The sequence below is a fragment of the Pseudomonas sp. 8(2025) genome, from assembly GCF_052665325.1.
Window position 1 is genome coordinate 14,791 of record NZ_JBQOIE010000028.1, and the last position, 14,121, is coordinate 28,911.

Below are 14,121 nucleotides of genomic sequence, written 5' to 3' on the forward strand. Positions count from 1 at the left end.
TCGATAAGTCAGTTTTCGTCAGCATCGGCTGTTCATAAACTGCTCTGGTTTTCTTGTCTGGAGCAGTATTTCCATGAGTTCCCTCGCTGTCGCTGCGCCTGCTTCGGTTGAAGCCGCCAGCAAGCCGGCAGCCATTGCACCGCCGGTGTTCGGGCCGCGGATCATCATCGGCCTGGTGGGCGTGCTGCTGGCGGTGCTGGTCTCGGGCCTCAACGAGATGGTGACCAAGATCGCCCTGGCGGACATTCGTGGTGCGCTGTTCATCGGCTACGACGAAGGCACCTGGCTGGTGGCCTGCTACACCGCCACCTCGGTGGCGGCCATGGCCTTCGCGCCCTGGTGTTCGGTGACCTTTTCCCTGCGGCGCTTCACCCTGTGTGCCATTGGCCTGTTCACCCTGCTGGGGGTGCTGTGCCCCTTCGCCCCGAACTACGAAAGCCTGTTGCTGTTGCGCACCCTGCAAGGCCTGGCCGGCGGCGCGCTGCCACCGATGCTGATGACCGTGGCCCTGCGGTTCCTGCCGGCCAACGTCAAGCTCTACGGCCTGGCCGGCTATGCCCTGACCGCCACCTTCGGTCCTAGCCTGGGCACGCCCCTGGCGGCACTCTGGACCGAGTACGTGGGCTGGCAATGGGCGTTCTGGCAGGTGGTGCTGCCTTGCCTGCTGGCGATGGCGGCGGTGGCTTACGGCCTGCCCCAGGACCCGCTGCGCCTGGAGCGTTTCAAGCAGTTCAACTGGCGCGGCCTGCTGCTGGGCTTTCCGGCGATCTGCATGCTGGTGATCGGTATCCTCCAGGGCAACCGCCTGGACTGGTTCGAGTCGCCGCTGATCTGTGTGCTGCTGGCCGGCGGCCTGGTGCTGCTGGTGCTGTTCATGATCAACGAATGGTCGCAGCCGATACCCTTCTTCAAGCTGCAGATGCTCGGCATCCGCAACCTGTCCTTCGCCCTGCTGACCCTGGCCGGGGTGCTGGTGGTACTGACGGCGGTGATCATCATCCCGTCCGCCTATCTGGCTCAGGTCCAGGGCTACCGGCCGTTGCAGACCGCGCCGGTGATGCTGGTGATGGCCCTGCCGCAACTGCTTGCGCTGCCCCTGGTGGCAGCACTGTGCAACCTGCGCTGGGTCGATTGCCGCTGGGTGCTGGGGATCGGCCTGGGCATGCTGGTGCTGTCCTGTCTGGGCGGTACGCACCTGACCTCGGCCTGGATCCGTGACGACTTCTATGTGCTGCAACTGCTGCAGATCTTCGGCCAGCCCATGGCAGTGCTGCCATTGCTGATGCTTTCCACCGGCAGTATCACCCCGATGGAAGGGCCTTTTGCCTCGGCGTGGTTCAACACCGTGAAAGGCCTGGCGGCGGTGATTGCCACCGGTGTGCTGGATGTGCTGACCACCCGCCGCCTGCATTTTCATTCGACCATGCTGGTGGACAGCCTGGGCAACTCGCCTCTGGTGGACGACGGCGTCGCCGGCCTGGCCCGGCGCCTGCACCAGCAGGCCGTGGTGCTGACCTCCGCCGACCTCTACTACTGCATGGCAGGGCTGGCCGCTGTGCTGATCCTGCTGATTTTCTGGCTGCCGACGCGGATCTACCCACCGCGGGCGCCGACTTGAACGAGACCTTTGTCATGACGACCCAGAACAAACACAAAATCGCCATTGCGGTAGCGGCAGTGGCGGCCCTTGGCGTGCTGGCCTACCTGGCGCTGCCGGGGCTGTTCGGCCGCGCCGGCGAGCAGACCACCAACGACGCCTTCATCGCCGCCGACTACACCCTGGTAGCCCCGCGCGTGGCGGGGTTCATCAAGGAAGTGCTGGTGGAGGACAACCAGCAGGTCAAGGCCGGGCAACTGCTGGCGCTGATCGACGACCGTGACCTGCGCGCCGCGGCCCAGGCGGCGGATGCCGAGACCCTGGTGGCCAAGGCGCAGTTGCAGAACGCCCGGGCGACCCTGGACCGGCAGAGTTCGGTGATCGCCCAGGCCCAGGCTGCCTTGAGCGCGGCCCAGGCCGAGCGAGCCTTTGCCGAGCATGAACTGAACCGCTACAACCACCTGGCCGGGGTCGGCGCCGGCACGGTGCAGAACGCCCAGCAGGCCCGGACCCGCATCGACCAGGCCAGCGCCCGGCTGGCCACCGCCACCGCAGCCCTGGCGGCGGAGCGCAAGCAGGTGGAGATCCTCACCGCTCAGCGCGACGCCGCCGAAGGCGGCTTGAAACGTGCCCAGGCGGCCCTGGAAATGGCCAGCTACGAGTTGTCCTACACGCGCATCGTGGCGCCGGTGGACGGCATGGTCGGCGAGCGCGCGGTGCGGGTCGGTGCCTATGTCACCCCGGGCAGCAAGATCCTTGCCGTGGTGCCGCTGCAGCAGGCCTATGTACTGGCCAACTTCCAGGAAACCCAGCTCACCGCCATGCATGCCGGGCAGGTGGTGGAGGTGCGGGTCGACAGCCTGGGCGGCGAGACCCTGCATGGTCGGGTGGAAAGCCTGGCCCCGGCCACCGGTGTGACCTTCGCCGCGGTGAAGCCGGATAACGCCACCGGCAACTTCACCAAGGTGGTGCAGCGCATTCCGGTGAAGATCCTTCTGGAACCCAACCAGCCGTTGGCCGAGCGGTTGCGGGTGGGCATGTCGGTGGAAGCCAGCGTGGACACCCACAGCTCTGCCACCAGCGCCCGCGAGGTGACCCAGCGATGAGCCGCGAACGCAGCCGTCACAGACGCTCCCACGGGCTCCGCACTCTGCTGGCGCTGAGCCTCCTACCCCTGGCCGCATGCACTGTCGGCCCGGATTTCCAGAGGCCCCAGGCGACCCAGGTCCAGGCCTGGTCCGCCCCGGCCCAGGCCGCTGCCAGCCAGGCGGTGGACAATGCCATGCAGGAGCGCTGGTGGGAGGTGTTCAACGACCCGCAACTGTCGGCCCTGAGCCGTCGCGTCCTGAGCGATAACCTCGACCTGCAACTGGCCACCAGCCGTTTGCAGCAGAGCCGGGCGGCGCGCCAGGTCATTACTGCCGAACGCTATCCGAGCACCTCGGCCAATGGCGGCTACGGGCGCAAGCGCAACAGTGCCGAGGGCCTGAACGACCCTTCGGGGAACAACGGAAAATCGGCCTTCAATCTCTGGGAAGCGGGCTTCTCCGCCTCCTGGGAGCTGGATTTCTGGGGCCGGGTGCGGCGCGAAACCGAGGCCGCCGACGCGACCCTGGAAGTGGCGGAGAACGACCGGCGCGGGGTGCTGCTGTCGGTGCTGGCGGAAACCGCCCAGGACTACATCCAACTGCGCGGCGTGCAGAGCACCCGGGCGGTCACCGAGCAGAACCTCGAGGTCGCCCGGCACAGCCTGAAACTCTCGCAACTGCGCCTGGCCGACGGCGTGGCCACCGACCTGGACGTGGCCGAAGCCGCCGCCCAGGTCGCCACCATCGAGGCGCAACTGCCGGAGCTGCAACAGCGCCAGGCGCAGCTGATCAATGCCCTGAGCCTGCTGCTGGGGGAGCCACCCCAGGCCTTGCACCAGGAACTGGCCAGCGATGCGCCAGTGCCGCAACCGCCACCCCAGGTGGCTATCGGCCTGCCTTCGCAACTGGCCGAGCGGCGTCCGGATATCCGCCAGGCCGAGGCGCGCCTGCATGCAGCCACGGCCAGCATCGGTGTGGCCAAGGGCGATTTCTATCCGCGCATTACCCTGTCCGGCAACTTCGGCTCCCAGGCCCTGCAACTGGCGGACTTCGGTTCCTGGAGTTCGCGGCAGTTCGGCATCGGCCCGCAGTTCAGCCTGCCGCTGTTCGATGGCGGCCGCCTGCGGGGCATGCTCCAGTTGCGCGAGGCCCAGCAGCAGGAAGCAGCCCTGGCCTACCAGCAGACGGTGCTGCGGGCCTGGCACGAAATCGACGACCAACTGACCCGCTACAACGCCAGCCAGTTGCGCCGCGACAGCCTGGCCGAAGCGGTGCGGCAGAACCAGATCGCCCTGCGCACGGCACAGCAGCAGTACATCGAAGGGGTGGTGGATTTCGTCAACGTGCTGACGGTGCAGGGGGCCTTGCTGGCAACCCAGGAGCAGTTGGTGGAAAGCTCGGCCGGAGTGTCCCTGGCCATGGTTGGTCTGTACAAGGCGCTGGGGGGTGGTTGGCAGTCGGTCTATCCATTGCAGGCTGCCAGCCAGCCAGGTTGAAAAGCGTTTTGCCTGGATTGAGAAAAAAGTGTAATGATAATTGCTCTCAATCATGTGCGCAGTTTCATTCATGCAAGCCACTACTGACGGCAACGCTCAACTCCATCGTCTGTATCAGGATCATCACGGCTGGTTGCAGGGCTGGTTGCGCAAGCGCCTGGGCGATCGCGAGCATGCCGCGGACGTGGCGCAGGACACCTTCTTGCGCCTCTTGCTCTCGGGGCGTTTTCCTGGGCAGCAGGAAAGCCGTAGCTACCTGGCGCAGATCGCCCGCAACCTGGTGGTCGACCAATGGCGGCGCGCGCGCATTGAGCGCGCCTACCTGGAAAGCATCGCCCACTTGCCGGAGCCGCAGACCCCCTCCCTGGAAAGCCGCGCGCTGATTCTCGAAACCCTGATGCAGATCGACGCCATGCTCGACCGCATGCCGGACAAAGTGCGCCAGGCCTTTGTCATGTCGCAGTTCGAGGGGCTGGGCTATGCGCAGATTGCCGAGCGCCTGGAGGTTTCCGTCAGCTCGGTGCAGAAGTACATGACCCGTGCGATCCAGGCCTGTTACCAGGTGCTCTACGCAGAATGAAACCTCATCAAGCACCCATTGCCCCCAGCGTTGTCGAGCAGGCCAGCGAGTGGCTGATGCTGCATTGGGGCGGCGAATTGAGCGCGCAGCAGCGCAGCGCCTTCGACGCCTGGCAGCAGGCCGATCCCGAGCACCAGCGAGCCTGGCAACGCCTGCAGCAACTGCAGCAGACCCTGCAAGGCGTGCCGGAACACAGCACTCATGTGCTGTTGGCCAAGGCGCCGGACCAGCAGCGCCGCGCCGCACTGAAGCTGCTCGGCTTGCTGCTGGTGGCCGGTGGCAGCGGCTACCTGGTGCAGGACAGCCAGCCCTGGCGAGCGGCCTTCGCCGCGCAGCGCAGCGCCACCGGGGAAATACGCCACCTGACCCTGAGCGACGGCAGCCGCCTGGACCTCAACAGCGCCAGCGCCGTCGACCTGCTGTTCAGCGCCAGCGAACGGCGCATCCGCCTGATCCAGGGCGAGATCCTGCTGACCAGCGGGCATGACCCGTCGCGGCCGCTGATCGTGGAAACCCCCGCCGGCGATATCCAGGCCCTGGGCACACGTTTCGCCGTGCGCGAGTTGGACGGCGGCACCCGGGTCGATCTTTACGAAGGGGCCCTGCGGATCAGCCCCCGCCATGCACAGGCCCTGCAACTGAATGCCGGCGAACGCCTGTGGTTCGACGCCGGCCGGGTGTCGGCCCGGCAAGTGGCCCAGGTCAATGCCAGCAGTTGGAGCGAGGGCCGGTTGATTGCCGAACGCCAGCCCCTGGGGCAGTTCGTCGCTGAGCTGTCACGGTATCGGCCAGGGGTGCTGCGCTGCGATGAGCAGGTGGCGGGCTTGCTGCTGACCGGGGTCTTTCCCCTGGCCGACAGCGATGCGGTGCTCGCAGCCCTGGAGCGCTCGCTACCGGTACGGGCCCATGCGGTGACCCGCTACTGGGTAACCCTCAAGCCGCGAGGCTGAATGCAAAAATATTTTGTCAGGCGGTTGTCGATTCCGGCGCGCCGTTCGGGATACCCCATGAAAGCCGATCAAGACGCATTCTCATGGGGAGTTCAGGAATGCCTTACCAGACCGCTGCATCCATTTTGACCCTGGGCGCTACCGCGCGCCGCCGAGCCTTTGTTGCGCTGCTGGCGGTGGCACCCGTGCTGCCAGGCATTGTCCAGGCCGAGCCGGGCAGCCAGAGCCAGGCCCGCGACTACCAGATCGCCCCCGGCAACCTCGACCAGGTGCTGAACCGCTTTGCCAGTGCGGCGGGGATTCTCCTGTCGGTGGATGCGAGCATGACGGCCGGCAAGCACAGCCAGGGCCTGCAAGGCCGCTACGAAGTGGCGCAAGGGCTGCACCAGCTCCTCGCGGGGACCGGCCTGCAAGCCACCCAGAGTGGCGCCAGCTGGGGGCTGCAGCCAGTGGCCCAGGGCGCTGCCCTGGAGCTGGGGCCAACCCGCATCGGCGCCACCCAAGTGGATGAAAATGCCTGGGGCGCGGTGCCGGGGATCGTAGCCAAGCGCAGCGCCACCGGCAGCAAGACCGATTCGGCGTTGGTGGAGATTCCGCAGACCATCAACGTGATCGGCGCCAAGGAAATCAGCGCCCGTGGTGCCCAGAGCGTGACCGAGGCGCTGCTCTATACCCCGGGCATGACCGGCGGCGGCTTTTCCGACCGGGTGAAGATTTTCGACGAACCCACCTCCCGTGGTTTTTCACCGACTCCGCTGTACCTCGACGGCCTGCACTTGCCCTATGGCGGTGGCAGTACCGGGGGTGCCCTGCAGATCGAGCCCTATTCCCTGGAGCGCATCGAAGTGCTCAAGGGCCCGGCCTCGGTGCTCTACGGGCAGAACCAGCCGGGCGGGATCGTCAACATGGTCAGCAAGCGGCCCACCGAGACCCCCGTGCATCAGCTGAAAGTGGAAGCCGGCAGCTACGACCACAAGAGCATCGCCCTGGACCTGGGCGGCCCGCTGGATGAGCAGGGGCAGTTCCTCTATCGCCTGACCGGCCTGGCCAGCGACAGCCAGGACGCCATCGATTACGTGCAGCGCCAGCGTCAGTTCATCGCCCCGAGCCTGACCTGGCGGCCGGATGACGACACCCAACTGACGGTGTTTGCCCAGTTCCAGAAGGACAACGACGTGCCCGAGGCCCAGGGCCTGCCCAGCGTGGGCACGGTGTTCGCCAACCCCAACGGCAAGATCGACCGCGACCTGTTTCTCGGCGAGCCCGGGGTCAATGCCTACGACCGTGACCAGTTCGTCGTGGGCTACGAGTTCTCCCATCGCCTGAACGATGTCTGGACCCTGAAGCAGAATGCCCGCTACGCCGACGTCGACGACCGTTACCGTGCGCCGCTGCACGGCTACAAGTTCGTCACCAACCCCAAGACCGGGCTCGACGACCAGCGCTACATGACCCGCTACGGGGTCGACTGGAAGCAGCACAACAAGGTCTTCGGCGTGGATAACATCGCCCAGGCCGAATTCGACACCGGGCCGTTCAACCACACGGTGTTGGTGGGGCTGGATTACTACCACTTCAATTCGAAATACCACGGCAAGTACGACTACAACCCGCCGATTCTCGACATGTTCACCCCTACTTACGGCCAGTCGCTGAATTTCGGCAACGCTTACCAGTGGGACAACACCATCATCCAGACCGGCCTCTACGTGCAGGACCAGATCAAGTACGAGAAGTGGGTGCTGGTGCTGGGCGGTCGCAACGATTGGGCGGAAACCGACAACAAGGCGCCGCTGGGTGGGGCCCATACCAACGTCAAGAACCAGTCCTTCACCGGGCGCGGGGGGCTGGTGTACCTGTTCGACAACGGGCTGGCGCCCTTTGTCAGCTACTCGGAATCCTTCCTGCCGTTGAGCGGCACCAGCTTCCAGCGCAGCGCGTTCGAACCTTCCACCGGCAAGCAGTACGAAGTGGGGGTGAAATTCCAGCCTCCGGGCCAGGAGAGCTTCGTCCAGGTATCGGCCTATCAGCTGGACCAGGAGAACATTCTGACCACCGACCTGGCCAACCCCGGGTTCAGTATCCAGAGCGGCGCGGTGCGCTCCCGAGGTATCGAGCTTGAAGCCAAGGCCAGCCTCAGCGAATCGCTGGACGTGATTGCCTCGGCATCGCGCAACGACATCAAGTACACCAAGGACAACGATGGCCGCGAGGGTCGCCATCCGGCGGGCATGCCACCCCTGACTGCTGCGTTGTGGCTCAACTACACCATCCTGGGCGACACCCCCCTGGCAGGCCTGGGAGCGGGCGTCGGCGCCCGTTACGTCAAGGGCAGCTACGGCACCGACTACGACGGCGCCTTCCAGATCCCTTCCTACACCGTGTACGACGCCGGCCTGACCTACGACCTTGAAAAGTCGCCGTTGCAGCTCAAGGGCGTGAAGCTGGCGCTGAACGTGAAGAACCTCACCGACAAGACCTACGTCGCCAAATGCACCAGCATCTGGGACTGCTACTACGGCGAAGGCCGGACCATGGTCTCGAGCCTGACTTATGACTGGTAAGGCCGCAGCAGTTGGGCTCACCAGTAGTCCGGCTTGATCGCGGGCGCCTTGCGGGTCGCCACTCGTTCGGGGAACTGGTGCTTGCACAGTTCCTCTGCGCTGACGACCCGGCGCATCCAGTGGGCCTGGGCTTTCAGTGAGCCGGGTTGCGGGCGCTGATACTGCGGGCGGTGAGGCAGGATCACGCCAAGGGTCAAGTCCGGGAAGTCTTCGCGAATGGCCCGCAGCGCTGGTGCCATATCGGTGTCTCCCGAGACCAGCACCAGTTGCTCGATGCGTTCATCTGGAGGATGCAGGGCTTGCCTGGCTGCGAGGCGGTACATGCTGATCGCCAGATGGACGTCGGTTTCCTTTTCCTCAAGTTTCCAGATGTCCACCGTGTCCTGGCGTGAAGCCCCTACGGCTTTATTGATGAAGCGTGGGGCTTTGGCCGGTTCAAGCTGATGGCGCCCCAGGTGCACATTGACCTGGGACGCCTTCAAGGCGCGCAGGTAGGTGTCTTGTGCTTCCTTGGAGGCCCGGCCACGGGTGGCCAGCCGGGGTTTGACTGAAGAAGTGAAGTAGTCCACCGAGGCCAGTCGGCTGGCGGGGTTCTCGATCTGCACGATATGGGTCAGCAACCCGGGCAGGTCGAGCCACTTGAATGGGGTGTCGGCCAGCAACCCGTAGAACAGGTTGTAGCCATCGACAAAGAAGGCCGTGCGCACTATTCCATTCCCTGGAAACGAAAAAACCGGCCTGGGCCGGTTTTTTCACCCCAACGGCCAGCGAACTTAATCTCTGCGTACGGGGTTGAGTTGTGAGGTCGAGCCTAGTGCCTGTATTCGTCGAGGTCAATCCTTGTCCGACGAGAGAGGTATCACCAATGGCTGCTTGGCATATCAACTCCGCGGGAACCGTTTTGCCTCAGCAGGCTTCGAGGATCAAGGGCACTGATGGGCATTACTGTGAGCACTTATTGCACCGCTCTCAGGGCCCGGACTGAGGATTCTGCAAGAACACCACGTAGCCCTTGAACCAGGGGCTGTCGCGCAGGGCCTGGGGTTCCTGCCATTCACCGCCCTGGATCAGGCCGACCTTGTAGGGCAGGCCCATGCGGTCCAGGCGCGGCAGGTAGCTGGCGTAGTTGGGGATGCTGCGGCGGCCCTGGTAGGTCTGCACCACCACTTCGTCCACCACGCCCTTGAGCTGGCCGATGGCTTGCGGGTCGGCGTTGCTGCCCCAGTCCATCAACCCGGTGATGCTCAGGCGGTAGTGCGCCGGCAGGCGCTGGCGCAGGTCGCGCAGGAAGTGGCCATAGCGCTCCAGGTCGTGGGTGCTGCTGTCGAAATCGATCTGGATGCCCACCACCTGGGTGCCCGTGGCCTGCCAACGCCGGACCTGGCCCAGCAACTGGTCATACAGCGGTTCGGGCCAGGCCAGGGTGTGGGCGCGGTAGACCACCCACACCTGCTCCTGGCGCAGACGCGACACCGGCAGGCCCTGGGCGATGAGCTGGACGCCGCTGGCCGGATGGCGCCGCGAACGGCTGATCTGGCCCTGGAGGAGGTACAGGGTCCTGGCTTGGCCCAGCACCGGCTGGGTCTTGACCCCGCTCCACAGCCAGAAGGCGTCGTAGTCGGCGGCGTCCACTGCCGCGCTGGCCGGTGTTGCCCAGCACAGCCACAGCGGCAGCAGGCCATAGCCCAGGCGCTTGCCTACCAGTAGTAACGCAGCGACTGAGCCCACTGGGTATCCCCCAACTTGGTCTTCAACTGGCGGAACCAGGCCTTGCGCATGGCGGGCTCGACACCGGCACCGCCACAGTTGTTATGGCCCGAGGAGGCGTAGCAGTTGATGGCTCGGTACAGCGCGTAGGCGCGATCGTCACGGCTGGCCTTGGGGTTGTTGATTACCACCTGATAGCCGTCGAGCCGCGAGAACGGCTTGCCCGGGAACGTGTCCTGGGTGCCGCCCAGGTTCTGGGCCGGTGGCGGGGTGTCCAGGGGCATGCGGTCGAAGCCGCTGAAACGCATGAACTCGCCGAGGCAGAGCAGCCCGGCCGGGGCTTTCGGGTCACGCTGCAGGAGGGCGGCCGTCTCCAACAGGCTTGGGCAGCGGTAGTCGGGTTTTTCGTCTTCGGGCTGTGGGCCATTCCAGTGGAAGTCCTGCAACGGCGGGGTAACGAGGTAGATGTAGCCCAGGCTGGCGGCAAGGCTAGCGTCGGGCAGGGTGGGCGGCAGTTGCTCGAAGTCTTTGCCGAAGGCCGCGTACTGGCCGCGGGTCAGGTCCTTGTACAGCAGGATAAAACGCGCGGCGTTGCGTTCCGCTGGCGACTCGGCCTTCTGCGCTTGCTGGCGCAGCAGTTGGGGAGAGGCCACCTGGCGCAGGAGAATGGCGCGCACCTGGGCAGTCTTGATCGGCGAGTCGTCGGCGAACACCTTGGCCAGTTGCCCGCTGCGCTCGTAGCTGTAGGCCAGGGCCAGTTCCAACTGTTCACGTTGCAGCGGTTGCTGGGCCAGGGGCAGCAATTGCAGCCACAGCGCCTCGGCGCCTTTCCAGTCCTGCTGGGCCTGCAGGGCCAGGCCACGCAGGATCTGCTGGCTGAAGCTCAGGTAGTCCAGTTGCGCCGGCACTTGGCTGGGCAATTGTTTGAGCGCCGCCGCCGGTTGTTTTTCGACATACAGGCTGAAAGCGGCCTGGAGGTAGTCGAACAGCGCCGGCTGGCTGGCGAACTGGGCCTTCTGCTGTTGCAGGGCGTCCCGGGTCAGGGGCGCCGATGGGGCGTCGCGCATGCGCATCAGGTCCTTGACCGCCAGCAGCAGCGGAGCCTTGAAGTGGTCTTCGGGCAGGCTCAGCAGTTTGTAGTCGACTTCTTCCACCAGGTCGTCCAGAGGCATGTTGCGCGGGGTGCCGGGAGCCTGGGTCAGTTGCCAGGCGTAGTCCTCGGCCAGGGCCTGGGTGTCGCCCGTCAGCCAGTGCACACGGCGGATCAGACCCTTGGCGGAAACGGCGTAGCGGCCCTGTGGATAAGTCTTCAGGTAGGCCTCGAAACCGGCGCCGGCCTGTTGCAGGACGACTTTGTCCACATGCTCCAGATTGACCATGCTCCATTCATCGAAGGCGTTCTGCTGGGCCAGGTTGAGCAGGGTGCGCGGGCTCATGTAGGCCGCGGTTTCGGCCAGCCAGGGCTGGGGATTGTCCTTGAGCGCGGCAAAACCGTTGCCGGCTTCGTTGAAGCGGCCGCTGTAGAAGTCGGCGGCGGCCTGCAGGTAGCTGGCGAACGCCTTGGCCGCCGCCGAGTTCAGGTTGGCCGGCAGCAGCTTGCTCATTTCGCTGGCGTTCCAGTCGCAGCTGGCCAGCAATTGCACCCGGGCCTCGGCCAGGGCCTGGCGTTCTTCCGGGCTCAGTGGCGCCTGGTCGAGCTGCTCCACAAAAGCCAGGGCACTGGCGTCCGAGTTGCTGCGGCAGCGGCTGCCTTCTCCGGAGAGAAAGCCGTTCCCGGCGGCTTCCTTGCTATCGCGACGCAGGCCTACGGCCTGCAGCAGGCTGTCGAGCTGCTCGGTGGCGGGCGAGGGGCCGGGCTTGGGTGGGTTGCCAGTGTCGGGATCGAGTTCGGGCTGCGCCGGGTGCAGGCGATAGTGCATGAAGGGCACAGGGCCGTAGCCCATGCCCAGCTCATCCTGGGTCAGGGCCCGGGGTGCCAGGGGCAGGCTGCCTTGGTCGGCCAGCAGCAGCCGCAAGTTGACCCGGCTGTCGTTGCCTGGGCTGAGAAAGGGCAGGTTGCTGCAACCGTCCAGGCGATTTGAGTAGAGCGACCAGGTCGGCGAGCAGATGTCATCCGAGCTGGCCTGGGCCTGGCCGGCGCACAGGGCGGTGAGGGTCAATGCCGAGAGCAGAAGCTTGCGCATGAATTGTCCTTAATTCAGAAAAGCCATGAGGGCAGGTTCCGAGTGTGGCGAAAATCATACAGAAGGCGCCGGCTGGCACCTACGTCGCTGGTTAGAAAATCCGCCGTTCTGTGACGCGCCTTTGCTGTCCTCCGGTCTATGTTCATCCATTGCCGGTGATGGCCGGGCCTGACCCCGTACCGCGGTCCCCGAGGGCAATCGGCAAGAGTCGCACATGACATTCGAGGAGCGGCTTTTTACCCTTGCGTCTGTGCTTTGCGGTTTTCCAGGCAAAGGACGATGCTGTCGGGGTTTGAGCGACCAGATCAGGCGAGTTTATGGGGAGCAAGGAATGGATTTTCGCAGAGCGCCGGAGTTGATCGGGCGTTTGCAAGAGCAGGCCGTCGTGCCTCGGGAGCAAGGTGTGCAGCGGCTGATGCGCTTGGCGCTGGAGTATTGGTTGCTGCCGGTGTTGCTGTTGGCTGCGGCCGTTCGCTTTTATGACCTGACCGCCGCGGCTATCTGGGGCGACGAGGGTTCCAGCCTGGTGCTCAGCCAGTATTCGCTGAGCGAAATCTGGTTTCATGCGGCCCGCGACGTCCATCCGCCGCTGTATTTCATGCTCTTGCGTGGTTGGATTGAACTGTTCGGCGACGGGATTTTCTCCATTCGCACCTTCAGCGCGCTGCCAGGGATAGTCACCGTAGGGCTCGGCATGTGGCTGGTGGCGCTGCTGGCGACCCGTCGCGCGGCGATTCTCGCCGGTGTGCTGCTGGCCCTGCTGCCCACGGCCGTGCGCTACAGCCAGGAAGTGCGCATGTATGCGCTGCTCGGCCTGTTGCTGCTGGGGGCGACCCTGGCCCTGGTGTACTGGCTGCGCCAGCCCTCGCGTCGGGGCCATCTGGTGAGCTACGCGCTGCTGATGACCCTGGCTTTCTACACCCATTACTTCACGGTGTTCTGCGTGCTGGCGCACTGGCTGTACCTGGTCGTTTCGGGCGTGCGCGCCGAGGGTGGCGGGCGCCTGGTCACCCGCCCGGCCTGGTGGCTGGCGAATGCGGCGATCGTGCTGCTGTTCCTGCCCTGGGTTCCGGAGTTGCTCGACCTGCTGCGGCACATGGACGAGTTGAAGGCCAATGGCGATGTCGGCTGGGAGCCGGTGGTCACCTGGTCTTCGCTGCCGGCGATGGTCTGGCAATTGCTGATCCAGGACGAAGGCGACAACCTGCCAGGTGCGCTGTTCGTGGGCATGCCGCTGCTGTTGCTGGCGGTCTGTAGCGTCCTGGCCTGGCGTGATGGTGCACCTGCCAGGTTCGGCGGGCTGCTGGCGAGTTTCACCCTGCTGCCGTTGTTGTTGGTGTTTGCGGTGTCGTTCGCTTCGCCAGTGTTTATCGAACGCTACCTGACCGCGTATGCCTTGGGCTTGCCGATGATCATGGCGGTGCTCATCGATCGCTGGCTTAAGACTGCCCGGCTGGTGGCGCTGGGGTTGCTGCTGGGGTTTGTCGGGCTGGAAGCGGTGGGGCTGAAAAACAACATCGATGTCGACGCCAACGACCAGATCAGCGTGATGGTCGACTACGTCAACCGGCACTACGTCGCGGGCGACCGCATCGTTATCAGCGACATGCTCTGGTACTTGAGCTACGTCTACTACAACCGCACCGACGCCCAGCCGATGCTCTATACGCCGCCGCTGCCGGGAGGCACCTCCAGCAGGCCGAACGCCTACGGCTTCGGCACCCTGATCGACCACCCGGATCAGGTCTACCTGGATCAGCTGAGCGCCTTGTCAGTGGGCAGCGGGCGCTATTGGCTGGTGGGGTCGGACGATCAGTCCGAGGAATTCGCGCCATTGCCCCAGGGGTGGCACAAAGTCGGTCAGTTCGCCGCGGGTGGTACTCGGGCCCGCTTGTTTGTCCTCTGTGGCTCGGCAGCCGGCGCTTCCTGTGCCGGGCAATGAACGCGCAGGGTGCC

General features: G+C 65.2%; 10 protein-coding genes. 7 read left to right on the forward strand and 3 right to left on the reverse strand.

All coding sequences use genetic code 11. The annotated features are described in order from the left end of the window. Positions 1-73: 73 nt before the first annotated feature. From ACUXVH_RS30195 to ACUXVH_RS30220, 6 genes are all read left to right on the forward strand, one after another. Positions 74-1,618, forward strand: coding sequence for an MFS transporter (locus ACUXVH_RS30195; protein WP_011058523.1), 1,545 nt, complete (start codon positions 74-76; stop codon positions 1,616-1,618). A gap of 14 nt (positions 1,619-1,632) precedes the next feature. Then, the gene (locus tag ACUXVH_RS30200; RefSeq protein ID WP_011058524.1) at positions 1,633-2,703 is read left to right on the forward strand and encodes an HlyD family secretion protein; all 1,071 of its coding nucleotides are present in this window, start codon (positions 1,633-1,635) and stop codon (positions 2,701-2,703) included. After that, entirely contained in the window at positions 2,700-4,181 is a 1,482-nt protein-coding gene (locus tag ACUXVH_RS30205) for an efflux transporter outer membrane subunit (RefSeq protein WP_065363329.1), read from the forward strand. The genes ACUXVH_RS30200 and ACUXVH_RS30205 overlap by 4 nt, the downstream gene beginning before the upstream one ends. A gap of 70 nt (positions 4,182-4,251) precedes the next feature. Then, on the forward strand, positions 4,252-4,761 hold the full coding sequence (locus ACUXVH_RS30210; RefSeq protein WP_011058526.1) for a sigma-70 family RNA polymerase sigma factor: 510 nt from the start codon (positions 4,252-4,254) through the stop codon (positions 4,759-4,761). Then, positions 4,758-5,711 carry a FecR domain-containing protein gene (locus ACUXVH_RS30215; RefSeq protein ID WP_065363330.1) on the forward strand — a complete coding sequence of 318 codons (954 nt, stop codon included), beginning with the start codon at positions 4,758-4,760 and terminating at the stop codon, positions 5,709-5,711. The genes ACUXVH_RS30210 and ACUXVH_RS30215 overlap by 4 nt, the downstream gene beginning before the upstream one ends. A 98-nt stretch (positions 5,712-5,809) precedes the next feature. After that, positions 5,810-8,275: a TonB-dependent siderophore receptor gene (locus tag ACUXVH_RS30220; RefSeq protein WP_053148377.1), complete on the forward strand. Its 2,466-nt coding sequence runs from the start codon at positions 5,810-5,812 to the stop codon at positions 8,273-8,275. 17 nt (positions 8,276-8,292) lie between these two features. Here ACUXVH_RS30220 and ACUXVH_RS30225 read toward each other — a convergent pair whose 3' ends face one another. The 3 genes from ACUXVH_RS30225 to ACUXVH_RS30235 form a co-directional block, all read right to left on the reverse strand. Further along, the gene (locus tag ACUXVH_RS30225; protein ID WP_015633685.1) at positions 8,293-8,982 is read right to left on the reverse strand and encodes an NYN domain-containing protein; all 690 of its coding nucleotides are present in this window, start codon (positions 8,980-8,982) and stop codon (positions 8,293-8,295) included. Positions 8,983-9,244: 262 nt separating this feature from the next. Continuing rightward, complete coding sequence (locus ACUXVH_RS30230; RefSeq protein ID WP_065363331.1) at positions 9,245-10,003, reverse strand: DUF3142 domain-containing protein; 759 nt, start codon at positions 10,001-10,003, stop codon at positions 9,245-9,247. After that, positions 9,973-12,165, reverse strand: coding sequence for an outer membrane assembly lipoprotein YfiO (locus ACUXVH_RS30235; RefSeq protein ID WP_065363332.1), 2,193 nt, complete (start codon positions 12,163-12,165; stop codon positions 9,973-9,975). Before ACUXVH_RS30235 ends, ACUXVH_RS30230 begins: the two co-directional genes overlap by 31 nt. 331 nt (positions 12,166-12,496) lie before the next feature. On the opposite strand from ACUXVH_RS30235, the gene ACUXVH_RS30240 reads away from it, so the two are divergent. Then, positions 12,497-14,107, forward strand: a complete 1,611-nt coding sequence (locus ACUXVH_RS30240; RefSeq protein ID WP_065363333.1) for a glycosyltransferase family 39 protein — start codon at positions 12,497-12,499, stop codon at positions 14,105-14,107. The last annotated feature ends 14 nt before the right edge of the window (positions 14,108-14,121 follow it).

Bases quoted from the DNA above. Each gene is read 5' to 3' on its own strand.
- ACUXVH_RS30220 (WP_053148377.1), top strand. From the start codon at position 5,810: ATGCCTTACCAGACCGCTGCATCCATTTTGACCCTGGGCGCTACCGCG.
- ACUXVH_RS30200 (WP_011058524.1), top strand. From the start codon at position 1,633: ATGACGACCCAGAACAAACACAAAATCGCCATTGCGGTAGCGGCAGTG.
- ACUXVH_RS30205 (WP_065363329.1), top strand. From the start codon at position 2,700: ATGAGCCGCGAACGCAGCCGTCACAGACGCTCCCACGGGCTCCGCACT.
- ACUXVH_RS30240 (WP_065363333.1), top strand. From the start codon at position 12,497: ATGGATTTTCGCAGAGCGCCGGAGTTGATCGGGCGTTTGCAAGAGCAG.
- ACUXVH_RS30235 (WP_065363332.1), bottom strand. From the start codon at position 12,165: ATGCGCAAGCTTCTGCTCTCGGCATTGACCCTCACCGCCCTGTGCGCC.
- ACUXVH_RS30195 (WP_011058523.1), top strand. From the start codon at position 74: ATGAGTTCCCTCGCTGTCGCTGCGCCTGCTTCGGTTGAAGCCGCCAGC.
- ACUXVH_RS30215 (WP_065363330.1), top strand. From the start codon at position 4,758: ATGAAACCTCATCAAGCACCCATTGCCCCCAGCGTTGTCGAGCAGGCC.
- ACUXVH_RS30210 (WP_011058526.1), top strand. From the start codon at position 4,252: ATGCAAGCCACTACTGACGGCAACGCTCAACTCCATCGTCTGTATCAG.